At 65.7% G+C, this 23,136-nt stretch carries 20 protein-coding genes, 5 pseudogenes and 1 riboswitch; of the genes and pseudogenes, 11 read left to right on the top strand and 14 right to left on the bottom strand.

Going from position 1 to position 23,136, the window contains the following annotated elements; all coding sequences use genetic code 11:
- Window positions 1-119 precede the first annotated feature (119 nt).
- The 4 genes and pseudogenes from H5J25_RS05605 (at window position 120) to H5J25_RS05590 (ending at window position 3,963) form a co-directional block, all read left to right on the top strand.
- Window positions 120-1,226, top strand: coding sequence for a DUF3089 domain-containing protein (locus H5J25_RS05605; protein WP_202095111.1), 1,107 nt, complete (start codon window positions 120-122; stop codon window positions 1,224-1,226).
- The gene (gene ruvX / locus H5J25_RS05600; RefSeq protein ID WP_202095110.1) at window positions 1,223-1,687 is read left to right on the top strand and encodes a Holliday junction resolvase RuvX; all 465 of its coding nucleotides are present in this window, start codon (window positions 1,223-1,225) and stop codon (window positions 1,685-1,687) included. Before H5J25_RS05605 ends, ruvX begins: the two co-directional genes overlap by 4 nt.
- Window positions 1,688-1,749: 62 nt before the next feature.
- Window positions 1,750-2,740: pseudogene (locus H5J25_RS05595) on the top strand (aspartate carbamoyltransferase catalytic subunit).
- Window positions 2,737-3,963, top strand: coding sequence for a dihydroorotase (locus tag H5J25_RS05590; RefSeq protein WP_202095109.1), 1,227 nt, complete (start codon window positions 2,737-2,739; stop codon window positions 3,961-3,963). Before H5J25_RS05595 ends, H5J25_RS05590 begins: the two are co-directional and overlap by 4 nt.
- A 13-nt stretch (window positions 3,964-3,976) precedes the next feature.
- On the opposite strand, the gene H5J25_RS05585 is transcribed toward H5J25_RS05590, so the two are convergent.
- Genes H5J25_RS05585 through H5J25_RS05575 form a run of 3 tightly spaced genes read right to left on the bottom strand, consistent with a single transcriptional unit; the run spans window position 3,977 to window position 6,759 of the window.
- Entirely contained in the window at window positions 3,977-5,395 is a 1,419-nt protein-coding gene (locus H5J25_RS05585) for a tetratricopeptide repeat protein (protein WP_202095108.1), read from the bottom strand.
- 43 nt (window positions 5,396-5,438) lie between these two features.
- Window positions 5,439-6,035, bottom strand: coding sequence for a hypothetical protein (locus H5J25_RS05580; protein ID WP_202095107.1), 597 nt, complete (start codon window positions 6,033-6,035; stop codon window positions 5,439-5,441).
- Window positions 6,036-6,045: 10 nt separating this feature from the next.
- Window positions 6,046-6,759, bottom strand: a complete 714-nt coding sequence (locus H5J25_RS05575) for a ParA family protein (RefSeq protein WP_202095106.1) — start codon at window positions 6,757-6,759, stop codon at window positions 6,046-6,048.
- A gap of 169 nt (window positions 6,760-6,928) precedes the next feature.
- Here H5J25_RS05575 and H5J25_RS05570 point away from each other — a divergent pair, with 169 nt between their 5' ends.
- The gene (locus tag H5J25_RS05570) at window positions 6,929-7,861 is read left to right on the top strand and encodes an SPOR domain-containing protein (RefSeq protein WP_202095105.1); all 933 of its coding nucleotides are present in this window, start codon (window positions 6,929-6,931) and stop codon (window positions 7,859-7,861) included.
- A 21-nt stretch (window positions 7,862-7,882) separates the two neighbouring features.
- Here the strand turns inward: H5J25_RS05570 and H5J25_RS05565 are convergent.
- Window positions 7,883-9,414 (bottom strand): annotated as a pseudogene (locus H5J25_RS05565) (aminoacyl--tRNA ligase-related protein).
- A 208-nt stretch (window positions 9,415-9,622) separates the two neighbouring features.
- Here H5J25_RS05565 and H5J25_RS05560 point away from each other — a divergent pair.
- On the top strand, window positions 9,623-10,531 hold the full coding sequence (locus H5J25_RS05560) for a DMT family transporter (RefSeq protein ID WP_202096034.1): 909 nt from the start codon (window positions 9,623-9,625) through the stop codon (window positions 10,529-10,531).
- Here the strand turns inward: H5J25_RS05560 and H5J25_RS20580 are convergent, their stop codons facing one another.
- The 7 genes and pseudogenes from H5J25_RS20580 to H5J25_RS05530 all read right to left on the bottom strand — a co-directional run bounded on the left by H5J25_RS20580 (window position 10,532) and on the right by H5J25_RS05530 (window position 16,779).
- Window positions 10,532-10,876: a cytochrome c biogenesis protein CcdC gene (locus H5J25_RS20580; protein WP_263973960.1), complete on the bottom strand. Its 345-nt coding sequence runs from the start codon at window positions 10,874-10,876 to the stop codon at window positions 10,532-10,534.
- Window positions 10,819-11,082 (bottom strand): hypothetical protein, encoded by a 264-nt coding sequence (locus H5J25_RS20575; RefSeq protein ID WP_225883375.1) that lies wholly within the window; start codon window positions 11,080-11,082, stop codon window positions 10,819-10,821. The genes H5J25_RS20580 and H5J25_RS20575 overlap by 58 nt, the downstream gene beginning before the upstream one ends.
- 110 nt (window positions 11,083-11,192) lie before the next feature.
- Window positions 11,193-12,784 (bottom strand): annotated as a pseudogene (gene gcvPB / locus H5J25_RS05550) (aminomethyl-transferring glycine dehydrogenase subunit GcvPB).
- Window positions 12,781-14,139 (bottom strand): aminomethyl-transferring glycine dehydrogenase subunit GcvPA, encoded by a 1,359-nt coding sequence (gene gcvPA, locus H5J25_RS05545; RefSeq protein ID WP_202095104.1) that lies wholly within the window; start codon window positions 14,137-14,139, stop codon window positions 12,781-12,783. Before gcvPA ends, gcvPB begins: the two are co-directional and overlap by 4 nt.
- A 124-nt stretch (window positions 14,140-14,263) precedes the next feature.
- Entirely contained in the window at window positions 14,264-14,635 is a 372-nt protein-coding gene (gene gcvH / locus H5J25_RS05540; protein WP_202095103.1) for a glycine cleavage system protein GcvH, read from the bottom strand.
- Window positions 14,636-14,651: 16 nt separating this feature from the next.
- A pseudogene (gene gcvT / locus H5J25_RS05535) lies at window positions 14,652-15,810 on the bottom strand (glycine cleavage system aminomethyltransferase GcvT).
- Between the two features lie 162 nt (window positions 15,811-15,972).
- Window positions 15,973-16,074, bottom strand: a riboswitch (glycine riboswitch).
- Between the two features lie 90 nt (window positions 16,075-16,164).
- Window positions 16,165-16,779, bottom strand: coding sequence for a hypothetical protein (locus tag H5J25_RS05530; protein ID WP_202095102.1), 615 nt, complete (start codon window positions 16,777-16,779; stop codon window positions 16,165-16,167).
- A gap of 181 nt (window positions 16,780-16,960) precedes the next feature.
- On the opposite strand from H5J25_RS05530, the gene ispH reads away from it, so the two are divergent.
- The 3 genes from ispH to rnhA all read left to right on the top strand — a co-directional run bounded on the left by ispH (window position 16,961) and on the right by rnhA (window position 19,481).
- Complete coding sequence (gene ispH / locus H5J25_RS05525; protein ID WP_202095101.1) at window positions 16,961-17,920, top strand: 4-hydroxy-3-methylbut-2-enyl diphosphate reductase; 960 nt, start codon at window positions 16,961-16,963, stop codon at window positions 17,918-17,920.
- A 164-nt stretch (window positions 17,921-18,084) separates the two neighbouring features.
- Window positions 18,085-19,038 (top strand): homoserine kinase, encoded by a 954-nt coding sequence (gene thrB, locus H5J25_RS05520; protein WP_202095100.1) that lies wholly within the window; start codon window positions 18,085-18,087, stop codon window positions 19,036-19,038.
- The gene (gene rnhA, locus H5J25_RS05515; protein ID WP_202095099.1) at window positions 19,035-19,481 is read left to right on the top strand and encodes a ribonuclease HI; all 447 of its coding nucleotides are present in this window, start codon (window positions 19,035-19,037) and stop codon (window positions 19,479-19,481) included. The genes thrB and rnhA overlap by 4 nt, the downstream gene beginning before the upstream one ends.
- On the opposite strand, the gene H5J25_RS05510 is transcribed toward rnhA, so the two are convergent.
- The 3 genes from H5J25_RS05510 to H5J25_RS21315 form a co-directional block, all read right to left on the bottom strand.
- Entirely contained in the window at window positions 19,478-20,560 is a 1,083-nt protein-coding gene (locus H5J25_RS05510) for an NAD(P)/FAD-dependent oxidoreductase (protein ID WP_202095098.1), read from the bottom strand. The genes rnhA and H5J25_RS05510 overlap by 4 nt on opposite strands.
- Entirely contained in the window at window positions 20,557-20,931 is a 375-nt protein-coding gene (locus H5J25_RS21320; protein ID WP_318781352.1) for a serine aminopeptidase domain-containing protein, read from the bottom strand. The genes H5J25_RS05510 and H5J25_RS21320 overlap by 4 nt, the downstream gene beginning before the upstream one ends.
- Window positions 20,932-20,996: 65 nt before the next feature.
- Window positions 20,997-21,536 (bottom strand): alpha/beta hydrolase, encoded by a 540-nt coding sequence (locus H5J25_RS21315; protein ID WP_318781351.1) that lies wholly within the window; start codon window positions 21,534-21,536, stop codon window positions 20,997-20,999.
- A gap of 74 nt (window positions 21,537-21,610) precedes the next feature.
- On the opposite strand from H5J25_RS21315, the gene H5J25_RS05500 reads away from it, so the two are divergent.
- Together H5J25_RS05500 and cpaB are read left to right on the top strand one after the other, a co-directional pair.
- Window positions 21,611-22,060: an A24 family peptidase gene (locus H5J25_RS05500; RefSeq protein ID WP_202095097.1), complete on the top strand. Its 450-nt coding sequence runs from the start codon at window positions 21,611-21,613 to the stop codon at window positions 22,058-22,060.
- Window positions 22,061-22,109: 49 nt separating this feature from the next.
- Window positions 22,110-23,135, top strand: a pseudogene (cpaB, locus tag H5J25_RS05495) (Flp pilus assembly protein CpaB); the annotation flags it as partial.
- Between the last annotated feature and the right edge of the window lies 1 nt (window position 23,136).

The raw sequence follows: 23,136 nt of genomic DNA, 5'->3' as shown, positions 1-23,136 counted from the left end.
ACGCTTCCGCCCGCCGGAACCCGCCGCCCGTTCCGGATTGCAAGGCCCGCAGCGATGCGGCACGGATTTCGCCGCATGCCGCGCAACCGTATCGCCGCGCCGCATCATGGAGTTCGACGGTGGCCCGCAAGTTCCTCTATGTCTTCGCATGTCTCGTCGTGCTGACGATCGCCGGCGCCTTCGCCTACCGTCTCTACGGCGTGGAGATCATCCGCTGGTGGGCGGTGCCCTCCGCGCAGTTCGGATCGCAGGCTCCGGTCGCGGCCAATGCCTATGCCGATCCGAAGATGTGGCCCGCTTACCCTCGCCGCGCGACCGATGCGGCGCGCTGGACGCCGCCGGGGTACAAGCCGGATCCAAAGGCGCCGGCCGCGGTCTTCTACATCCACCCGACATCGTTTCTTGGCACGAAGCACTGGAATGCGAAGCTGGACGATGCGGAGACGAATGCCCGCGCGGAACTGTTCCTGCGTGGTCAGGCGACTGCGTTCAACGGCAGCGGCGCGATCTGGTCGCCGCGCTATCGCCAGGCGACGTTCGGCGCGTTCCTGACCGATGCCGCCGCCGCCAATCAGGCGCTCGACCTTGCATATGGCGACATATCCGCCGCGTTCGACCAGTTCGTGAAGGAAGCGGGCGATCGCCCGATCATCCTTGCCGGACACAGCCAGGGCGCGCTCCACCTTACCCGCCTGCTTCGCCAGAAGATTGCCGGCACCCCTTTGGCGAAGCGCATCGTCGCGGCCTATGTCGTCGGCTGGCCGGTGTCGCGCACCACCGATCTGACCGCGCTGGGCCTGCCCGAATGCGCGCGGGCGGATCAGGCCGGCTGCATCCTGTCCTGGCAAAGCTTCGCCGAGCCCGCCGATCCGAAGATGATCCTCGACACATACGACCGCACGACCGGCTTCGACGGCCGATCGCGCCGCGGCACGCCGATGGTCTGCACCAACCCGCTGACCGGAACCGCCAATGCCAAGGCTCCGGCACAGGCGAACCTCGGCACACTCATTCCATCCGCGAAGCTGGACACCGCGCAGGTACAGGCGGGTGCGGTGCCGGCGCGCTGCGATCCGCGTGGCTTCCTGCTGATCGGGGAGCCGCCCGCGATGGGCAATTACGTGCTGCCCGGCAACAACTACCACGTCTACGATTACAGCCTGTTCTGGGTGAACGTCCGCGCCGACGTCGCACGGCGGCTGGCGGCGTTCGAGGCGGCCCGGTGATCACGACGGATCGCCTCGCCTTCCACGCCGCGCTGCCCAACGCCGGGCGGCTGATCGGATTGGACGTCGGCACGAAGACGATCGGCACGGCCTTGTGCGATGCCGGCTGGAGCTTCGCCTCCCCCGCTTTGCTCATCCGCCGGACCAAGTTCCAGAAGGACAAGACCGCCCTCGCGCAACTGATCGCGGAGCAGCGCGTGACCGGCATCGTCATCGGCCTGCCGCTCCACCTCGACGGCAGCGAAAGCCCGCGCAGCCAGTCGAGCCGCGCCTTTGCCCGCAACATGGAGGATCTGAACCTGCCGATCCTGATGTGGGACGAACGCTGGTCCACCCAGGCCGTCACCCGCACGCTGATCGAACAGGACGCCTCCCGCGCGAAGCGTGCCGAACTGGTCGACAAGATGGCCGCCGCTTACATCCTGCAAGGCGCGATCGATGCGCTGGTGACGATCGGCTGAGCGCACTGCCCCCCACCCCGCACCTTGCGCGCCAGCCCCGCCGCCGTTACCGCGCAGGCTTAATGTCAGCATCGGATCACAGCCCCGCGACGCTCCTTCCGGGCAGCGCCGTTTTCCCGCACCGGCATCTGACCGGCATTGCCGGCCTGATGCCGCATGAGATCACCTTCCTGCTCGACGAGGCGGAACACTGGGTCGAGATCGAACCGGTCGACCAAAAAGAACGACAAGCGCCTGCGCGGTCTCACGCAGATCAACGCCTTTTTCGAAAACAGCACGCGCACCCTGCTGTCGTTCGAGATCGCCGGCAAACGCCTGCGCGCCGATGTCGTCAACATGCATGCCGCCCAATCCAGCGTGAAGAAGGGCGAGACGCTGATCGACACCGCGATGACGCTGAACGCGATGCGCGCCGACGTGATCGTCATCCGGCACGGATCGTCGGGCGCAGTCCGGCTGATCGCGGACAAGGTCGATTGCCCGGTGTTGAACGCAGGCGACGGATCGCACGAACATCCGACCCAGGCATTGCTCGATGCGCTGACGATCCGCCGCCGCCGGGGCAGCGTGCACAACCAGCGCGTGGTGATTTGCGGCGACGTACTGCACAGCCGCGTTGCCCGGTCGAACATTCTGGCGCTTACTGCGCTCGCCGCGGATGTCCGCGTCTGCGCGCCTTCAACATTGATGCCTGCCGGGATCGAGCGGATGGGCGTCACGCCCTTCACCGATTTCGACGCCGCGCTGGAGGGGGCGGACGTCGTCATGATGCTGCGGCTGCAGAACGAGCGGATGGCGGGTGGCTTCGTGCCTTCGAACCGCGAATTCCACATGCGCTACGGCCTGACGCTCAAGCGCCTCGACAAGGCGAAACCCGGCGCGCTCGTCATGCATCCCGGGCCGATGAATCGCGGGGTCGAGATCGATTCCGCCGTCGCCGATCATGCCGAACAGTCCGCGATCACCGAACAGGTGGAGATGGGCGTCGCCGTCCGCATGGCCTGCCTCGACGTATTGACCCGCCGGGCGCGCGGCGTGGAGGGCTGGGCATGAGCCGCGATGTCGCGCTGCTGAACGCAGAACTCGTCTGTCCTGCAGCAGGAACCAGCCGGGGCGGCGTGCTCGTCCGCAATGGCGAGATCGTGGCGACCGGCACGTTCGAAATTCCTGGCGACGTCCCGACGATCGATTGCCGGGGCAAGACACTGGCGCCCGCGATCATCGATCTGGGCGTCTTCACGATCGACATTCCCGCCTTCCACGCCGGCGGCATCGTCCGCGTCGGGCTGATGCCGGACCAGACGCCGGTGCTGGACGAACCGGGCGTGGTGCAGCGTGCCGCGTTGATCGGCCGCCCCGGGCTATGGATCCACCCGATCGCGGGCGCCACCCGCGGTCTGGCCGGCAAGGATCTGGCCGAAATGGCGATGAACGCAGCCGCCGGCGCGAAGGCGGTCGGCACCGGCGAACGCTGGATTGCGGATTCGGGCGTGATGCGCAAAGTGCTGGCCTATGCCGGCGATCTTGGCCTGACCGTCGTCGCACAGGCGGAAGATGGCGGCATCATCGGCACCGCCGTCGCCACGGCAGGCGAAACCGCGACCCGGATGGGTCTGCCCTCCGCGCCCGCGCTGGCCGAACCGCTCGCCATCGCGCGCGACCTGATGCTGGCGGAGGATACCGGCGCAAGACTGCACTTCCGTCAGGTCACCACGGCGGCGGGCTTCGATCTGATCCGCGCGGCCAAGCGGCGCGGCGTTCACGTCTCGTGCGGAATCACGCCCGCGCATTTGCTGCTGTCGGATATCGCGATGACGGATTTCCGCACCTTCACGCATCTGTCGCCGCCGCTGCGAGACGAAGCCGATCGTCAGGCGTGCCTTGCCGCATTGGCGGACGGGACGATCGATATCCTGTGTTCGGGCCACGACCCGCGGGGTCCGGAGGAAAAGCGCCTGCCCTTCGCCGATTCGGCCAACGGCATGGCTGGGGCCGAGACATTGCTCGCGCTGTCGCTCGGTATGGTGCGGGACGGTGTGATCACGCTGGAACGGCTGGTGACGATGCTGTCCGCCACCCCCGCGCGCATCCTCGGGCTAGAAACCGGGACGCTTGGCGTCGGCATGCCCGCCGATCTGATGCTGTTCGACGCGGGCGCACCGTGGCTGGTCGATGGCGACAAGATGGTTGCGTTGGCCGGAAACACGCCGTTCGACGGCCTGCCGGTGCAGGGCAAGGTGCTGCGGCTGTGGAAAGGCGGGACCGCTTTGGTCTGACCGCCCGTGCCGGTCAGCCCTTTCGGCTGCCCTTCGATCCCGACGTACCAGCCACCATGGCCGGACGCTTGAGCGTCGCCACAGGCGCCTTTAGCCACGCCGCGGCGCTGTCGCCCGCCCCGGCGCGGACGAAGCATTTGCCGCCCTTCGCACGATAGGTCCGGCACATTGCATCCGCTTCGCCGCGTGCGAAGCCGCCGACCGACAAGCGATAGAATGTGCCCGTCTTGCTTGCGAAGTTCACACCCGACGGCGCCTGTCCACCGAAGGTCGCAACGCGGCGTGCCCGGACCCACGCATCCTTTGCGACGGCGGCATTCTCGAACGCACCAAGCTGAACGAAATAACCGCCCTTGGCCGGGGCTACTGTAGCGCCCGGCGCAAACTTGGGCTTTGCAACGACGAAGGCGGCCGCCGCTGACTTCGACCGTGCGATGATCGCATCCGCAGACGTCGGCTGGATCTTCGCCGCGACACTGTTCACCGCCCGCGCCGGTAGCATCTGCACCACCTCGCGACGCGGCGCGAAGCTGACGCTGGATACCGATGCCATGACCGGCTCGGACGTTTCGGGAACCGGCCCGGTCTGTTCCGCCGCGACGGTCATCGCTTCGGGCTGGGCTTTTGCTTCGGGCTGGGCCTTCGGCATGAATGTATCGACCGGTACCGCAGCGGCGAGCGCGACGTTCCGGTCGCCCGCCGGAGCCAGTGCCAGCGCGACCGGCTGGCCCGGATCGACCACGGGAACGACGCCCAGAAGCGATGCGACCTGATCCGACGCCGATGTCGGGTTGGCGAACGCCGCCCATTGCAGGATGCGGGCGTCCAGTTGATCCGGGGCGACGTCCATCGCGGCGACGGTCTTTGCGTCCTGCCACCGACCGGCCAGGGCCAGCGCAAGGGCGAAATTCTGTCGCGTCTTCGCGTCTGCGTCGGGTGCCCGGACCGCGGTGCCGAGCAATTCGACCGCGCGCGCAGGGTCACCCGCCAGTGCGATCGCCAGGCCACGGTCCCGGACCGGGATCGTCGCGGCATGCGCATCCAGCGTCCGCCGCGCGCCGTCCCAGTCGCCCACGGCAATCTCGGCCAGCGCCAGGTTCAGCGCCGCCTTGCCATTGGTCGGTTCCAGTACCAGCGCATCGCCGAACGCTGCGCGGGCGGATACGAACCGGCCGGCCTTCAGATACGCCTGGCCCAGCATCACGCGATAGCCGACCATGCCCGGATCGTACGTCACCGCCGCCTCGCCGAACGTCACCGCCGCCTCCGCATCGCCGCGCGCCAGAGCCTTGCGCGCAAGGTCGTTCTTCTGCTGCGCCATCTTGGTCGGGTCCGACGCACCGGCAAAGGCGCTGCCTTCGCCGAATGCCGCCATCGATCCCGCAAAGGCGAGGGTGGACAGACCGAGGGTTAGGAATGCGCGGGTCTTCATCTGAAATTCCCTGACTGTATCGTCGGTTCGGGTCGTCGGGTGATCACTTCGCCGCGCGGGTCGGAACCTGGCTGGCAAGCTCGGCCACATCGGGCAAAGTGCTTAGGAAAGCGTCCAATGCGTCGGTGACGAGCATCTGCGCGGACCGGTTCTCCAGCGCGCTGGCGAGCCGAAGCAGCAGATGCCGGTCGGCGTCCAGACGCAGCGTGAATGCCGATTTCGCATCCTTCTTATGCCGTGCGCGCGTTTCCTTCCCGATTCGCGTCGCGGTGGCGACGGACACCGACTTGCGCGGTGCTACCGGCGCCGCCTGCACGAGCGGCGTGGCGACGACCGCCGGGGCCTCGGCTTCGATCACCGGCTGGGACTGAGGCGCGGGAACGGGAACGGTTTGAGCCACGGGCCCCGCGAATTCCTCGTGCAACGCCTCGCGCTGCACAAGTACCGGCGGAACGGGCGCGGCGACGGGCGGCGGCGCGAAGTCCGGATCTCCCATATCGTTCCAGCCGAGATCGTCATGCACGCCCTGCGGCGCACCGAAGCCGCCGAATCCCTGCGGCCGCATTGCGGGACGGGCAGTGCCCTTCCGCGCGAGCAACGTGGAGGACAAGGACGCGAGTGGTTTTTGCGTTGCTGCCATCACCCCCTCCTCAGCTCACGACCCGGCGGCCGAAGCCGCCAGAGGCGGTGCGCTGCGGAACGTATCCGCCCGCACCCGGTGCTGCGAACACGGTACGGCGGAAATTCTTCTCCAGCCGGTCCGAAATGTACGACCACAAGGCCTGTACCTCGCCGGCCGAACGGCTCTTGGGATCGCATTCCATCACAGTGCGCCCGTCGATCATCGATGCCGCGAAATCGGTGCGGTGATGCAGCGTCACCGGTGCCACCGTGCCGTGCTGCGACAGCGCGACCGCGGCTTCGCTGGTGATCTTGGCCTTGGGCGTCGCGCCGTTGACGACGAACAGCAACGGCTTCCCCGCGCGTTCGCACAGGTCGACCGTCGCGCCGACGGCGCGCAGATCGTGCGGGCTGGGACGGGTTGGGATGACGATCAGTTCCGCCACCGCTATGACGCTCTGGATCGCCATCGTGATGGCCGGGGGCGTGTCGATCATCGCCAGCTTGAAGCCCTGCTGACGCAGCACCTCTAGGTCCGACGCGAGCCGCGCGACGGTAGTTTGCGCGAAGGCGGGATATTCCGCACCCCGCTCGTTCCACCAGTCGGACAGCGACCCTTGCGGATCGATATCGATCAGCACGACCGGGCCCGCCCCCGCCAGTTGAGCCTGTACGGCAAGATGCCCGGATAGCGTGGTCTTTCCAGACCCGCCTTTCTGTGATGCCATCGCGAGAACGCGCATGTGTCCCAACAACTCCCCAATTCGCAGGGTGTTGAATGCCACGGCACCTCTCAAGAAGCCGTTAACGGCACACGCTAAGTATCCGGGATTCCGCGGTTCGGGTAACGATGCATTTACCACATTCGCGTAGGCAGACGGCCGTGGTCGGAAGTCTGTCGATAGGAATGTCATGCGCACTCGCCCGTTGATGGCGCTCGCCCTGCTCGCCGCGGCGATACCCGCGTCCGCCTTCGCCGACGTCAAGCACGGCATCGACCTGTGGAATGCCGGCGACTATCGCACCGCGATCGACGAATGGCGTCCCGCCGCGATCGCCGGCGATCCGCAGGCGCAGTTCAACCTCGCCCAGGCCTACAAGCTCGGACGCGGCGTGCAGACCGACATGAGCCTCGCCGAAAGCTGGTATCGCAAGGCCGCCGTGCAGGGCCTGCCCCAGGCCGAGGTCAATTACGGACTAGCATTGTTCGACCGCGGAGACCGCGACGCAGCGCTGCCGTGGCTGGAAAAAGCCGTCGCCTGCGGCGAACCGCGCGCGCAACTCGTGCTCGGCACGATGCTGTTCAACGGCGACGGCGTCACTCGCGATTATCCCCGCGCCTATGCGCTCATCCTTCGCTCCTCCGCCGCCGACATCGCCAAGGCATCGCAGGTCCTGTCGCAGATGGACCAGTATATTCCGCAGGAGGATCGCCGCGCGGGGATGCTTCTCGCCCGCCAATATGAGGCGGACTCCCGCCGCACCGAACTGCCCCCGCTCGAACTGGCGGACCAGGCCGAACCGCGCGCCGTCGCCTCGACGACCGCATCCCGCCCGGTCGCGGCAAAGACCGCAGCAGCCCCGGCAAAATTACGCGTCGCGGCAAAACCCGCTGCGAAGATCGTCCCCGCAACGGGCCGCTGGCGTGTCCAGCTCGGCGCGTTCGGCGATCCGGCGAACGCCCGCAAGCTCTGGTCGCAGGTCGCCGCCCGCTTCCCCGGCCGGTCCGCATCCTACGTCAAGGCCGGCCCGGTCACGCGCCTGCTGGTCGGCCCCTATCCGACGAAATCGGATGCCGACCGGGCCTGCGCACCGCTCAAAGCCTGCGTCCCGTCGGAACGTTGACCGCTACGGAAGCCGGAGGAGTCAGTAACTCCGCCCCACCAGCACCCGCTCCACCGCCGGGTCGCCGGTGAACACGCATGGGCCATCGACCGCCTGCTGATCCATCGGAGCATTGCGCAACGTCAGCTTCAACGCCTTCAGCTTCTCCACCACCGCGTCCAGCCCGGCGCCGGTCGGCTTCGACCATTGCACTTCCAGCCAGCCTGGGTTCTTCCGGCCATCCGTGAAATGCGCCTCGACGCTCGCGAAATCGGATGCCGGGACGATATTCGCCTCCAGCCGCGCCCGCGCCTCCGCGTGCAGCGACTCCTGGATTCCGGCCAGCATCGCCGCCGCGCCGCCGACGAAATCCGTCTTCGCCACCACCGCGCTGTCCAGCTTGCCGTCCTCGCGGTACAGCCGGTCGCGGCGAATGACGGAGACGTTGCCCCCCGCCACGTCGCGCCCGCCGACCTCGACAATCACCGGCGCGCCCTTCTTCACCCAGCCCCAGCGCTTGGTCGCTGCCTTGCCGAACTTCAGGTCGAGCAACGCACGCACCGGTTCGCTGAGGGCCGATTGCTTGGCCAGTTCCGCCTGCAACGTCTTGCAATAGGCGATGATCTCTTCGTCCTCGGGCTGGTCGCGCAGCATCGGCACGATCACCACCTGCCACGGCGCGATCACTGGCGGCACGCGCAGCCCGTCATCGTCGCCATGCACCATGATGACCCCCCGATCATCCGCGTCGAAACGCCCCAGCTCGTCGTATTGGCGAATTCCAGCTCGCCCGCCGCATTCTGGAACCGGATGTTCTGCGCGTGTGCGAAATTGGTGCCCAGGAAGTGCGACGTGCCCGCCTGCAGCGCCTTGCCATCCTGCATCATCGCTTCGATCGAATAGGTCGCGACGGCCCCCGGAAAGCGCTCATTCTCGGGCTTCTCGCCCGCCACGACGGGCAGCGCGAGGCAGTCCTCGGCGAAGCTGCGATAGACTTCCAGCATCTTCAGCGTCTCTTCGCGCGCCTCGTCTGCGGTCGCGTGCGCGGTATGCCCTTCCTGCCACAGGAATTCCGACGTGCGCAGGAACATCCGCGTGCGCATTTCCCAGCGTACCACGTTCGCCCACTGGTTGATCAGCACGGGCAGGTCGCGCCACGACTGCACCCAGCGCGAGAATGCGATCCCGATTACGGTCTCCGACGTGGGCCGGACGACCAGGGGTTCCTCCAGCTTGGCGGTCGGGTCCGGTGTCAGTCCGCCCTTTCCGTCCGACACAAGCCGGTGATGCGTGACGACCGCCATTTCCTTGGCGAACCCCTCGACATGCTCCGCTTCCTTCTCGAAATAGGATAGCGGGATGAACAGCGGGAAATAGCAATTCTCATGCCCGGTCGCCTTGATGCGATCGTCCAGCAACCGCTGGATCCGCTCCCAGATGCCATAGCCCCACGGCCGGATGACCATGCATCCGCGCACGCCGCTTTCCTCGGCCAGATCGGCCTCGGTGATGACGGATTGATACCAGGCGGCGAAATCGGCTTCGCGGGTGACAGGGAGTGCGCGTTTGATCATGCGCGCAGGCACTAAGCCCGTCCGCACTATCCGGCAAGGATCGGCGATGTCACGTTCGCCGGGTGCTGGTTGATGGCGGAACGATCGCCCCAAGCCATCCCCGGACGCGATCCCCCACTCCCCGCTGCCAATCGCCCAGCCAATGTGTAGAAGCGGCGCGACCAGCCCAGTGCACCCTGCAACGGTGCTGGAGGAACGAAAGGCCGTGATGGCGACCGCATCCCCCGACCGGATCCCGCTTGCCGTCGCGTTGCGCCTGACGTCCGTCCTCCTGTTCGCCGGGATGAACACGCTGATCAAACTCAGCGAGGCGGCGGGCGCGTCGCTTGGCGAAATCCTGTTCTTTCGTCAGGCGGGCGCTGCGGCGCTGATGGTCGTGGTCATCTCGTCCGGGCCGGGAATGCGGTCCGTGGCGACCAGACGAATGCCCGCGCATATCCTGCGCGCGGTGATCGGCCTGTCCGCAATGGCGCTCACCTTCACCACGATCCTCGCCCTGCCGCTCGCCGAATCGACGACGATCGGCTTCACCATGCCGATCTTCGCGACGATCCTCGGCGCGATCGTCCTGCGTGAACCGACCGGCTGGCATCGCTGGGGCGCGGTATTGATGGGCTTTGCCGGCGTGCTGATCGTCGCGCAGCCGGGCACCGGACACTTCCCGCTGATCGGCGCGATAACCGGATTGAGCGCCGCGTTCCTGACCGCCAGCGTATCGATCCTGTTGCGGAAATTATCCCGCTCCGAAAGCACGACGACCACCGTCTTCTGGTTCTCCACACTGTCGCTCATCCCGCTCGGGATCGTCTATGCGATCGTCGCGCAGATGCATGCCCCGCTCGTGTGGCTGCTGCTGGCAGGCGTCGGTTTGCTGGGCGGGGCTGCGCAACTCGCGATGACCGGCGCGCTTCGCTTCGGACCGGTGTCGGTGGTCGTACCGATGGATTATTCCAGCCTGTTATGGGCGACGATGTTCGGCTGGCTGGTGTTCGGCGTCCTGCCCGATGCCTGGACTTGGGTCGGCGCGCCGGTGATCATCGCCAGTGGATTGTACATCGTCTGGCGCGAACATGTCCGCCGCCGTGTCGAAACCGCACAAGCCGTGGTGGAGGGCTGATCAGACCGCAGGCGTCTCGCGCGATGCGCCGCCTCGCCGTGCCGCATCCAGAAGGCGTTTCGCACGCAGGTACATTTCCAGCCGCGTGGCGGAAAACAGCCCCAGTGCGAGCGCGATCAGCACATCCGTCACGACCATCGCGTTGAGATGAAAACCGTATCCGCCGCCGTCCGCCAGGATGCTCTTGGCGCCGAAGCGGATTACGATCAGCGCGACGATGAACAGCAACACCGCGGGCGACCCTTTCTGGTTCAGCCGGTGCGTCTCGGGATCGACATGGATTTCCATCATCTTGCCGCGTTGCCAGCCGATCGCCGCGCCGGCGAGCAAAGCGACCGCGCACACCGCCCACGCAATACCCGTCGGGGGAATTCATAGAACATCACGCTGGCGAAGATCAAATAGAGCACGGGGACGATCCACAACGTCTCCAGCCGCAACGGTTTCATCCTGCGCATCCCACGCAACCGCAGCGCCATGACGACGACGATGACGACCGCCGTGATCGCGAAGCTGATCCATTCACTCGATTGGCCCGTTTGCCCCTGCATGCGCGTTCCCCGTCACGAAAGGGCGCATAATACCATATCCCGGGCTGAAAGGGAGGGGCCGGGTACGGGCGACCCTCGTTGAAGGATCGCCCGCCTCCCAGCCTCGTACGCTATTCCGCCGCCTCGGCGAGCGGCGCGTCCTTCCACACCAGCACCGGCTTGCGCGCCGCTAGCGTTTCATCCAGCCGCGACCGGGGGCGAAATGCGGAGCGCTCTTCAACGCCGTGTCGCCCGCCTTGGCGCGTTCCGCCACCGATCGCAGCGCGCCGATGAACTGGTCCAGCGCCGCCTTGCTCTCCGTCTCGGTCGGCTCGATCAGCATCGCGCCGTGGACAACCAGCGGGAAGTACATCGTCATCGGGTGATACCCCTCGTCGATCAGCCCCTTGGCCACGTCGATCGTGGAGAAACCATCGGCAAGGTTGTCGTCGCTGAACAATGCCTCGTGCATGCACGGCCCCGACGCACCGAACGGGGCGACCAGCGTCTTGTCCAGACTGCGAAGCACGTAGTTCGCGTTCAGCACCGCATCCTCGGCGACCTGACGCAAGCCGTCCGCGCCGTGGCTTAAAATGTAGGTCAGCGCACGCGTGAACATGCCCATCTGGCCGTGAAACGCGGTCATCCGGCCGAAGCTGTCGAGCTTGCCTTCGAAATGCTCGTCCGAAAATTCCTCGGCGCGCTCTTCCTCGATCAGGTGAACATGGCCGTCGGCCGTTCGCGCCGTATAGGGTAGCGGCGCAAACGGGCTCAGCGCTTCCGACAGCACGACCGGGCCGGAACCCGGACCGCCACCGCCATGCGGGGTCGAGAAGGTCTTGTGCAGGTTGATGTGCATCGCATCGACGCCCAGATCGCCCGGCCGCACCCGGCCGACGATCGCGTTGAAGTTCGCGCCGTCGCAATAGACGTATCCGCCGGCGTCATGCACCGCGTCCGAAATCTCCTTCAGGTCGCGCTCGAACAGGCCGCAGGTGTTCGGGTTGGTGATCATCACCGCCGCCACGTCCGGCCCCAGCCGCGCCTTCAGCGCCGCCGTGTCGACCCGGCCATCGGCATCGGCGGGGATATCCTCGACCTTGAAGCCTGCGAACGCCGCCGTTGCCGGGTTGGTGCCATGCGCGCTCTCCGGCACCAGCACGATCTTGCGATGCCCCTCGCCGCGCTTCTCAAGCGCCGCCTTGATGCACAGGATGCCGCAAAGCTCACCATGCGCGCCCGCCTTGGGACTCATCGCCACGCCGTGCATCCCGGTCAGCTTGATCAGCCACGTTGCGAGTTCGTTGATGACCTCCAGCGCACCCTGCACCGTATCGACCGGCTGGAGTGGATGGACGTCGGCAAAGCCCGGCAAGCGCGCCATCTTCTCGTTCAGCCGCGGATTGTGCTTCATCGTGCAGCTGCCGAGCGGGAACAGGCCCAGGTCGATCGCGTAATTCTGCCGACTAAGACGCGTATAATGCCGCACCGTCTCCGGTTCCGACAGCCCCGGCAGGCCGATCGCCGTGTCGCGCGCCAGCCCGCCCAGTCGCGACTTTACCTCGACCGGTGCGGCAACCTCGACCCCTGTCGTCGTCGTGTCGCCAATCTCGAAGATCAGCGCCTCTTCCAGCATCAGCGCCTTGTTACCGGTAAATGTCGGGGCGGCGCTATTGCCCTGCTGCGGCGCTTCCGGGCGCCATCCGCTTGCGTTGATGCTCATGCCAGAACCTCCTGCAATGCGGCGGCAAGGGTATCGACATCCTCTGCCGTCGTCGTTTCCGTCACCGCTACGACCAGCCCGTTCGCCAGCGCGTCCTCACCCGGATACAGCCGCCCGAGCGACACGCCCGCCAGCACGCCCCTGTCGGCCAAAGCGCGGACGATCGGCCGCGCTTCCTGCCCCAAGTCCAGCGTAAATTCGTTGAAGAATGCGGGCGTCACCAGCTTCACGCCCGGAACCTGCTCCAGCCGTTCCGCCGCCGCCACCGCACCTGCATGGTTGGTCGCCGCCAGCGCGCGCAACCCCGCCTCGCCGAGCAGCGTCATGTGGACCGAGAACGCCAGCGCGCACAGGCCAGAATTGGTGCAGATGTTCGACGTCGCCTTCTCGCGGCGGATATGCTGCTCGCGCGTCGACAGCGTCAGCACGAACCCGCGCCGGCCATCCGCGTCCTGCGTCTCCCCGCATAGTCGGCCCGGCATCTGGCGAACATATTTCTCCTTGCACCCGAACAGCCCGACATACGGTCCGCCGAACTGCAGGCCAACGCCGATCGACTGCCCTTCGCCCACAACAATGTCGGCGCCCATCTCACCCGGCGAACGGATCGCGCCCAGCGCCACCGGTTCGGTGACGACCGCGATCAGCAGCGCCTTCTTCGCCTGGCACGCCGCCGCAAGCTCGGAAAGGTCGACGATACGGCCCAGAATGTCGGGATACTGCACGACGACACACGACGTGTCTCCGTCGATCGCCGCGATCAATTCCGAAATGTCGCCCTCAGCCGAAAGCTTAGGTGCCGATGTTTCCAGCACGTCCCCAGTGAATTTCGCCATCGTCTCGGCAACCGCGACATAATGCGGATGCACCCCTGACGACAGGATCGCCTTCGCGCGCTTCGTCACGCGCCGCGCCATGCCGATCGCCTCCCAGCATGCCGTCGATCCGTCGTACATCGACGCATTCGCCACGTCGGTGCCGAGCAGACGCGCGACCTGCGTCTGGAATTCGAACAGCATCTGCAACGTGCCCTGCGCGATTTCCGGCTGGTACGGCGTATAGGCGGTCAGGAACTCGCCGCGCTGGATCAGGTGATCGACGCTAGCGGGTACATGATGCCGGTAGGCCCCGCATCCGAGGAAGAACGGCCCATCCCCCGCCGCGATATTCTTGCGGGCAAGCGCAGTCATGTGGCGTTCGACCGCCAGTTCGCTGGCATGCATCGGCAGGTCATGGATCGGTCCGTCGAGACGCGCCGCTTCGGGCACATCGACGAACAGATCGTCGATCGAGGACGCGCCGATCACGGACAGCATGTCGGCACGGTCGGTATCGGTCAGGGGCAGATAGCGCATTCAGACGACTCCTCCCCTCCCGTCGGCGGGAGGGGCTGGGGGAGGGAATGTCCCACGATACGATCGGCGGATGGCAGGACGGGCCGTCCCCCGACCCCTCCCGCATGCGGGAGGGGAGATAAACTTACAGCTTCGACACGAACGCCGCGTAGGCGGTCTCGTCCATCAGGCTTTCGAGTTCGCTCGGGTCGCTCAGCGTAATCTTGTAGAACCAGCCATCGCCTTCCGGATCTTCGTTCACCAGTCCGGGCGTCGCAGTCAGGTCGTCATTGCTTTCGACCACCGTGCCGCTGGCCGGCGAGTAGACGTCGGACGCGGCCTTGACCGATCTGACCACCGCGGCCTCATCGCCCTTGGTCAGCTCCTTGCCATCTTCGGGCACGTCGACGAAAACGATGTCGCCAAGCTGACCCTGCGCATATTCGCTGATCCCGACGGTGCCGACATCGCCATCGACGTCGATCCATTCATGGTCTTCGGTGAAATAGCGGCTCATTTCACGACTCTCCTGCTTATTTCGCTGCGCGCACGTAGCGGTGGGGAATGAAAGGCATCGCGGTGACGGTGCCGGTGTGCACCTTGCCGCGCTGCGAAAGCTGAATGACGGTGCCGATCTCTTCCATCGCCAGCGGAACATAGGCCATCGCGATCGGCGCACCCAAACTTGGCGCGAAGCCACCGCTGGTGACCTTGCCGACTTGCGTGCCATGCTCGTCGACCACGGCGGCGCCTTCGCGGACCGGCTGGCGACCGTCGATCACCAGCCCGACACGCTTGCTGGCCGGACCCGATCTCGCGCTCCTGCAGGATTCGCGTCGCACCGGGGAAATTAGCCTCCTCGCGGCGTCGCTTGCTCGCCACCGCAAAACCCAGGGCCGCCATGATCGGCGTCGTTTCCGTATCCAGATCGTGGCCATACAGCGGCAAGTCCGCCTCGAGCCGCAGCGAATCGCGCGCGCCGAGGCCGATTGGCTTGACCTCCGGTTCGACGCACAGCGCATCCGCGAACCCCGCGACGTCCTCAGCGGGAATCGAAATCTCGAAACCGTCCTCGCCGGTATATCCAGACCGGCTGATCCAGATCGACTGGTGCCGCCAGGTGAACCGGCCACCGGTCATGAACACCAGATCCTGCACCCCCGGAACGAGCCGCGACAGGGCATCGACCGCCTTCGGCCCCTGCAACGCGAGGAGCGCCTGATCCGACATATGGTTGATCGTGATGTCGTCGGGCAGATGATCCAGAAGATGCGTGATGTCGTCATACTTCACTGCGCCGTTGACGACCATGTACAGGCCGCTTTCCCAGCGCGTGAACATCAGATCGTCCAGGATGCCGCCGGCGTCGTTCAGCAGCAGGGAGTATTTCTGCGCGTTGAGTTTCAGGCTTTTCACATCCGCCGGAATCAGCGCCTCGATCGCCTCGTCCAACCCGTCGCCAGACAGGTACAGCTGCCCCATGTGCGACACGTCGAACAGCCCGGCATTCTCGCGCACCCACAGATGCTCGGCCATGATGCCTTCGTACTGGACCGGCATCTCATAGCCCGCGAACGGAACCATCCGTCCGCCCTTGGCCCTATGCCACGTGTCCAGCGGCAACAGTTCGTTCTGAATTTCGGGCCCGTCTTCCCCGCCATCATGTTGGGCGCCAGTGTTATAGTCGCTCATCGATCGGTCTCCGTCCGGGGTGCAACGAATCGCCAGCGCCTATGCGCCATCGCATCGCTGCCCCCTCTGTCACGGAACCTGAGAGCTTTGACCACGCGAAAGCCGCGCGGCTTACCCCTTCGGTGGCTTCCACTGGCGCGGAAGCGCTTTCCAGAGTGTCGTTAAGCCCGCGCGGTCCGGTTGCCTGAGAGATTCCGGGGCGGTTGCTCCTTCGGCGGCGGGTCGATCCTGAAAGAACCGCCCGCGCTCTCCCGCGCGTGCCCATGCCGGTTGCCCGCCATCGACGCAGAACGTCTGACGCCGCGCAGCATGCGAGTCAATCGGTTTGGATCGCGCGCTCACCACATCCGCAAATTAGCGCGTGGCGTTATACTTCAACTGCTCGTCGGTCAGCTGGAACCCGACCAGCGCCTCGAAGCTCGCGCTCTTCACCGCCTGGCGGATTTCCGGCAGGCTCAGCGGATCGACCGCGGCGTCGGTGTCACCCGCCTTGCGCTTCTCGGTCAGTTTCTTTCGCACGTCCTCTGGCAAAGTCGCGGCGGATCGCGCGATGCTCGACGTCACCTGGCCGGTCGTCGATGCCCGCAACTGCGCGGCGTCGAAATGTAGCGTAACGCGACCGATCCGCTTGGCGGTCACGGCCGTTCCGCCACGAACGATGGCGATAAAGTACGGCAGCGTCACGTCGCGCGCCGCACCGGCATTAATCCGGCTCGCGCGGATTTCGAACGTCACGTCGGTCTGGATGTCGGCACCGACATCGTTGCACGTCGATCGCACGTTCGTCATCACCGCCGTCACGTCGATCGCGGCTGCGTCGCGGCTGGCCGGCGGATCGAACAAGGTGATGTCGCCGGTCGATGCCGGAATACCGACATTGGGGCAGGCGGACCGGACCGACGTGATGCCGACACCGCCAGCCAGATCGATCTCGCCCTTCGATGAGCAACCGGCCAGCAGAACCGCCATACCGGATGCAATGATGGCGGGCGCCCGGAAAACGGGAAGACGGGAAGTCCGGGTTGTCACGGGTAAAGGCACCTTAACTCAAGGGTTGGGAGCCGGATGCACGTCGCACTGCCCCGCGGGAATGGCGCGCACCATAGGAACCGGCTTTCGCCCGCGCAAGCAATCGCGTAGTGCGAGCGCCATGGCCAACGCTTCAAAACCACCGCTCGAATTGCTGATCGCCGCTCCGCGCGGCTTCTGCGCCGGGGTGGATCGCGCGATCCGGATCGTCGAACTGGCGATCGAGAAACACGGCGCGCCGGTCTATGTCCGGCATGAGATCGTCCACAATAAATACGTCGTGGACACGCTGCGCTCGAAAGGCGCCGTCTTCGTCGAGGATCTGGACGCCGTGCCGCAGGGCGTGCCGGTGGTGTTCTCGGCCCACGGCGTGCCCAAATCGGTGCCCGCCGCCGCCGAGGATCGCGGCCTAACCTATCTCGACGCGACGTGTCCCCTAGTGTCGAAGGTGCATCGCCAGGCCGAGCGTCTGGTCGCGCAGGGCAAGCATATCGTCTTCATCGGACATGCAGGCCATCCCGAAGTCATTGGCACCTTCGGTCAGGTTCCGCCTGGCGCGATGACGCTGATCGAAACGCCAGCGGATGCAGAGAAGTTCGTACCGACCGATCCGAACAACATCGCTTTTCTGACGCAGACGACGCTGTCGGTCGACGACACGGCCGAGGTTGTCGCCACGCTGCAACGGCGTTTCAGCGCGATCCAGGCGCCGCGTCCCGACGATATCTGCTACGCCACGTCGAACCGTCAGACCGCGGTAAAGGCGATCGCCGCCATGTGCGACGCGATGCTGGTGATCGGCGCGCCGAACTCGTCCAACTCCGTCCGGCTGGTGGAAGTGGCGGAACGCGAGGGCACGCGCGCGATCCTGATCCAGCGCGCCGACGTGCTCGACCTGTCCTTCCTGGATGGCGTCAAGACACTCGGCATCACCGCGGGCGCGTCCGCCCCCGAAATATTGGTCCGCGAAGTCGTCGCACGCCTGTCGGAGCATTTCGACGTCACCGAACGCGAGGTCGAAACCAACCGTGAAACGATCTCCTTCAAGCTGCCCCGCGGCCTGGAAGCCGCCGCGGCCTGATCGTTGCACCTTATGCCTGCCTTGCCGTCATCCCCGCGAAGGCGGGGATCCATAATCGCATCGGCATGCTTTAGACCGAAAGTGACTGCCGGTATGGATTCTCGCAGTTGCGGGAATGACGGATACATGAGGCTTATCGATGTCACGACGACGGACAGAAACTGATGGCCGTCTACACCCACGTTTCCGCCGAAGCCCTGTCTACATTCCTCACTCGCTACGATGTCGGCGACCTCGTCTCCGCAAAGGGCATCGCCGAGGGCGTGGAGAACAGCAATTACCTCGTCGATACGACCAAGGGCCGCTTCATCTTGACGCTGTACGAAAAGCGCGTCGATACCGGCGACCTGCCCTTCTTCTTCTCGTTGCTTGATCATCTGGCCGATCGTGGCAACCCCGTTCCGCCTGCGATCAAGGATCGCGAGGGCGTGACGATCCAGACGCTCGAAGGCCGCTCCGCCTGCCTTATCAAATTCTTGCCCGGCATATCGCTGTCGCATCCGACACCGGCGCAGGCGCTGTCGGCCGGCGCGGCTATGGGACGGATGCACGATGCTTTGCGTGATTTCCCGCTCGAACGGCCCAATTCGATGGGCGTCGAAACGTGGCAACCTCTGTTTGAACGCTGCGGTCACAGCCTGAACGAAATCGCGCCTGGCCTGTACGACGATCTCGGCCGAGCGGTCGACGGCGTTACGCGGCGCTGGGATGCCGACGCGCACGATTGCTCCGTCATCCACGCCGATCTGTTTCCCGACAACGTGCTGATGCTTGGAGACGAGGTCGGTGGCCTGATCGACTTCTATTTCGCCTGCACCGACATCCGCGTCTACGATCTTGCGATCATGCACAGTGCTTGGTCGTTCGACGCCAAAGGTCATGGCTATGACGCCGCCGTCGGCGACGCGCTCGTCGCGGGTTATGAACGCAATTTCCCACTCAGCGACTTCGAGCGTGCGCAATTCCCCCTGCTCGCCGGCGGATCGTGTTTGCGATTCGCTTTGTCGCGCGCCTGGGATTGGCTCAACACGCCGGCCGATGCGCTGGTGACGCGCAAGGATCCGCTCGCTTACTGGCGACGGCTTGCCCATTACGATCCGGAACTGACGACCAAATGACCGAACTCTCCAAAGTCGAAATCGCGACCGATGGCGCCTGCAAGGGCAATCCCGGCCCCGGCGGCTGGGGCGCGCTGATCCGCGCGGGGGACAAGGAAAAGGAATTGTCGGGCGGCGAACGGCTGACGACCAACAACCGCATGGAACTTACCGCAGCGATCGAGGGGCTGAACGCACTCAAGCGTCCCTGCCGCGTCACCCTGTCTACCGACAGCCGCTACGTCATGGATGGGCTGACGAAGTGGATTAAGGGGTGGCAGAAGAATGGATGGAAGACAGCTGCGAAGCAGCCGGTGAAAAATGCTGATCTTTGGCAGGCTTTGCTCGATGCGGCCGCGCCGCACCGGATCGACTGGGTTTGGGTGAAAGGCCATGCCGGACACCCGGATAACGAACGCGTCGACAAACTCGCCAGCGACGCCGCGGTGGCTGCAGGACGCTAATTCCAGCGATCGGGTGCGTAGGTCGTCGGATCGATCCCTGCCAATCCTTCGTCGGGGGCGACGCCCAGCAGCAGCGCGGCGGCAAGCGACGCGGCGGCGGGTGCGGTCTGGATGCCGAATCCGCCCTGTCCCGCGCACCAGAAGAAGCCCGGCATGTCGCGGTCGAACCCATAAACCGGCAGCCGATCGGGCGCGAAGCTCCTGAGGCCCGCCCAGCGCCGCTCGACCGCCGTCACGCGCCAGTCCACCACGCCCTCGAACCGGTCGATCGCCACCGCGACGTCGTACTCCTCCGCCTGCACGTCATGCGGATCGACCGGCGTTTCGTCATGCGGGCTGAGCCACAGCCGCCCGCCCGCTTCCTGCTTGAAGTAGAAGCCGCCATTGATGTCGGCGACAAGCGGAAAGCCGTCCGGCGCCGGAGGATCGGTGCGAAGCTGCACCATCGTCCGGCGGTACGCCTGGATACCGATCGCGCGCACGCCGGCGAATCGCGCGACGGAATCCGCCCACGCCCCGGCCGCATCGACGATCACGCCTGCTTCGAACGCGCCCGCCTGCGTAGCCAGCCGCCAGCCATTGCCGACCCGTTCTGCCGCGAGCAAAGCCGCACCCGACACAAGCACCACCCCCGCCCGCTTCGCCCGCGCGAGACTGTCGGCATGCAAGGCGGCGACGTCGATATACGCGCTGCTCCCCTCCATCACGCCGAGCGTCCATTCCGCGCGCAGGCCCGACACGAAGTCCGCCGGATCGACTAGCTCAAGCGAAACGCCGGTTCCCGCAAACTCGGCCCGAAACGCCTCGACCGCAGCCCGATCCTCGCTGCGCCCGACATGCAGCGTCCTCATCTGCCGCAGGAAGCCGCCGTCTCGAAGCACTGGCCCGGACGCGGTCGTCAGCGGCTGGATTCCCGGTCCGCCATAAGTCTCCGACCAGAAGGCCGCCGACCGCCCGGTCGCGTGATAGCCGGGCGTATCCTCCGCCTCCAGCAGCAGCACCGATGCCCGCCCGTCGATCGCGGCGGCAAGGCTTGCGCCCGCAATCCCAGCCCCCACGATCGCCACGTCGTATCTCATCGCGCGGCGCGTCCGTCGGGCGCAGCGCGCGCCAGAAATGCATCGATCGCGGCCAGCGCCCGGTCGCGCACCCCGTCCGCCTCGCGCAGAACCTCGTGCGCCGACTCGGTCCCGAAGCGGAGCACTTCGGCATGCGGCAGCCATTTTGCGATCGCCAGCGCCGCCGCCGGGTCGACCAGTTTGTCGGCTTCCGCCACGATCAGCAGCGTTGGGACCGTCATCGCCGCCAGCCGCGGATCCGCTCGCGATACCCGCGTCGATGCGAACGCCTCGATAAGCCAGGTCCAGCTTGGCGGCCCGAGTACGATTTCCGGCACCGTCTCGTGCCAGAACAATTCGTCCCGGTACCGATCCGGATCATGCGTCAGCAACGCCTCGCGCGAGGTGATCGTCGCCGGCCGCTCATTCCCCTTCCAGGCTGCACGCGCCGGATCGCCTATCCCCCGACGATCCGCGCCAGCCGCTCGCCCAGTCGCGCGCCAAGCGGAGAATGCAGCCCCAGCATCGGAGCGATCAGCACGGCCGCATCGGGCTTCGCGGCGCGCTCCGCCATGCCGCGCAAGGCAAGATGCCCGCCCATCGAATGCCCCATCAGTACATGCGGACCGGGTGTGTTCGCCTGCCATTCCGGCCAGAACGCCGCGAGATCGGCGATATAGGTTTCGAAATGGTCGATGTGGCCGACATGCCGGTCTGGGGACATCCGGCCCGAACCGCCCTGCCCGCGCCAGTCGAGCGCGCTGACCGACCAGCCGGCATCGTGCCACCGGGCGAACGCTTCCAGATATTTCTCGAAGATATCGCCCCGTCCGGTCTGAAACAGGATGCTGCCCCGTGCCGTCCTCGCGTCGATCTCCCCGCCCGTACCCGCCGGCCAATCGAAACGCCGCATCGTCCAGCCGTCCGGTGCCTGCCACGTGGTGATCGCCGCATCGGCAGGGATCAGGCGGCGATAGTGTTCGGGCGGAAAGGACATTGTCTGATGGTTACTTTTTGGAAAGGCAGATAGTCTAGGAAATTCCCCGATGGACTGGGAAAATCCAATCTTTTTTGCTGCTCGGCACGTTGGTGCTGCTTCTGGTTTCGGCCGGGATCCAGGACGCACGCGTCCGGGAAATCGCGAACTGGAAGAATGCGGCCATCGCGCTGCTCGCCCCCTTGTGGTGGTTAGCAAGCGGCCTGTCACCCTGGCCCGACATGGCAGTCCAGATCGGCCTCGCGCTGATCGTATTCTCCCTGTTCTGCTGCGCCTTCCACTTCGGGTGGATGGGCGGCGGCGACGTGAAGATGATCGGGGCACTCGCTTTGTGGTTTCCCTTTACGCAATTGTCGTCGCTGTTGGTCGTCATGTCGCTGGTCGGCGGCGTGCTGACGATCGTGATGATGATCCACCACGCGGTGTCGAAAAAGGCCGGAAATATTGAAGTGCCGTACGGCGTGGCGATTGCAATCGCTGCCTTATTTTCGATCCGCGAACCGATTTTTAATCAATTTACGTGAGTGATTAACGCGGGATCAACCGATCCGCGTCCGAGAGGTACGAAGCGTCATGGATACCCGTAAGATCGTCCTGCTGGTGGGTGCGCTGTTGATTGCAGCCGTCACCGCGTTCATGGCCAGAAGCCTGATCGCAGGCAGCGCCGCGCCACAGGCGAATGCGGCGGCCCCCGGTGTTCCGATCGACGGACCGGAGGTCCTCGTCGCGACCCGCGCACTGCCGGTCGGCACCATTCTGGATGCCACGGCGCTGAAGTTTCAGCCCTGGCCGAAGGATCTGGTCGAGAACGCCTATTATCTGAAGGCCGGCACCGATCTGAAGGCATTGCAGGGCACGGTGGTTCGCGCCGCAATCACTGCAGGCCAGCCGCTGACGCAGGGATCACTGGTCAAGCCGGGCGATCGTGGCTTCCTCGCCGCCGCGCTCGGGCCGGGCATGCGCGCCGTGACGATCCCGATCTCCTCGCAGGCGGGCGTTGCAGGGTTCGTCTTTCCGGGCGACCGGATCGACTTGATCCTGACGCAGACGGTGAATGGCGGTGGCGATGGCCCCCCGCTCAAGGCGTCGGAAACGATCATGCGCAATCTGCGCGTACTCGCAACGGACCAGCGTACGGACAATACCGTCGGCGAAGACGGCAAGACCGTGGTCCGCGGCTTCTCGAACGTTACGATCGAAGCCTCGCCGAAACTCGCGGAACAGATCGCCGTCGCCCAGACGCTCGGCAACCTGTCGCTTTCGCTGCGCTCGATCGCGGACAATACGTCCGAACTCGAACAGGCGATCGCCAGCGGCGATATCAAGGTGCCCGAGGGTAACGATCCAAAGGCCGAAAAGGCCATGCTCGATCGTCTCGCCAGCCAACCGTCGACCGGCAACAACACCTATGCAGTCGGCGCAGACGTCTCGCGCTTCCAGCGCCGCACGGTGCCCGGCAAGAGCGCAGCACCCGCAATGTCGGCACCGACGGGCGCACCCGTCGCGGTCGTCGCCTATCCGGGCGGAGCGGTGTCGACAGGGCCCACAGTGCGCATCGCGCGCGGCAATAGCGTGACCGAAGTTGCGGTCGGGGGAAGAA

Origin of the sequence: Sphingomonas aliaeris, from assembly GCF_016743815.1 — a bacterium.
GTDB lineage: Bacteria > Pseudomonadota > Alphaproteobacteria > Sphingomonadales > Sphingomonadaceae > Sphingomonas > Sphingomonas aliaeris.
This window is presented reverse-complemented; position numbering and strand designations above follow the sequence as displayed.

What these genes read in the sequence shown, in the direction of transcription:
- H5J25_RS05560 (WP_202096034.1), top strand. Translation starts at nt 9,623, where the DNA reads ATGGCGACCGCATCCCCCGACCGGATCCCGCTTGCCGTCGCGTTGCGC.
- ispH (WP_202095101.1), top strand. Translation starts at nt 16,961, where the DNA reads ATGGCCAACGCTTCAAAACCACCGCTCGAATTGCTGATCGCCGCTCCG.
- thrB (WP_202095100.1), top strand. Translation starts at nt 18,085, where the DNA reads ATGGCCGTCTACACCCACGTTTCCGCCGAAGCCCTGTCTACATTCCTC.
- gcvH (WP_202095103.1), bottom strand. Translation starts at nt 14,635, where the DNA reads ATGAGCCGCTATTTCACCGAAGACCATGAATGGATCGACGTCGATGGC.
- rnhA (WP_202095099.1), top strand. Translation starts at nt 19,035, where the DNA reads ATGACCGAACTCTCCAAAGTCGAAATCGCGACCGATGGCGCCTGCAAG.
- H5J25_RS21315 (WP_318781351.1), bottom strand. Translation starts at nt 21,536, where the DNA reads ATGTCCTTTCCGCCCGAACACTATCGCCGCCTGATCCCTGCCGATGCG.
- H5J25_RS05590 (WP_202095109.1), top strand. Translation starts at nt 2,737, where the DNA reads ATGAGCCGCGATGTCGCGCTGCTGAACGCAGAACTCGTCTGTCCTGCA.
- gcvPA (WP_202095104.1), bottom strand. Translation starts at nt 14,139, where the DNA reads ATGCGCTATCTGCCCCTGACCGATACCGACCGTGCCGACATGCTGTCC.
- H5J25_RS05580 (WP_202095107.1), bottom strand. Translation starts at nt 6,035, where the DNA reads ATGGCAGCAACGCAAAAACCACTCGCGTCCTTGTCCTCCACGTTGCTC.
- H5J25_RS05530 (WP_202095102.1), bottom strand. Translation starts at nt 16,779, where the DNA reads ATGGCGGTTCTGCTGGCCGGTTGCTCATCGAAGGGCGAGATCGATCTG.
- H5J25_RS05575 (WP_202095106.1), bottom strand. Translation starts at nt 6,759, where the DNA reads ATGCGCGTTCTCGCGATGGCATCACAGAAAGGCGGGTCTGGAAAGACC.
- H5J25_RS05510 (WP_202095098.1), bottom strand. Translation starts at nt 20,560, where the DNA reads ATGAGATACGACGTGGCGATCGTGGGGGCTGGGATTGCGGGCGCAAGC.
- H5J25_RS05585 (WP_202095108.1), bottom strand. Translation starts at nt 5,395, where the DNA reads ATGAAGACCCGCGCATTCCTAACCCTCGGTCTGTCCACCCTCGCCTTT.
- H5J25_RS05570 (WP_202095105.1), top strand. Translation starts at nt 6,929, where the DNA reads ATGCGCACTCGCCCGTTGATGGCGCTCGCCCTGCTCGCCGCGGCGATA.
- H5J25_RS20575 (WP_225883375.1), bottom strand. Translation starts at nt 11,082, where the DNA reads ATGCAGGGGCAAACGGGCCAATCGAGTGAATGGATCAGCTTCGCGATC.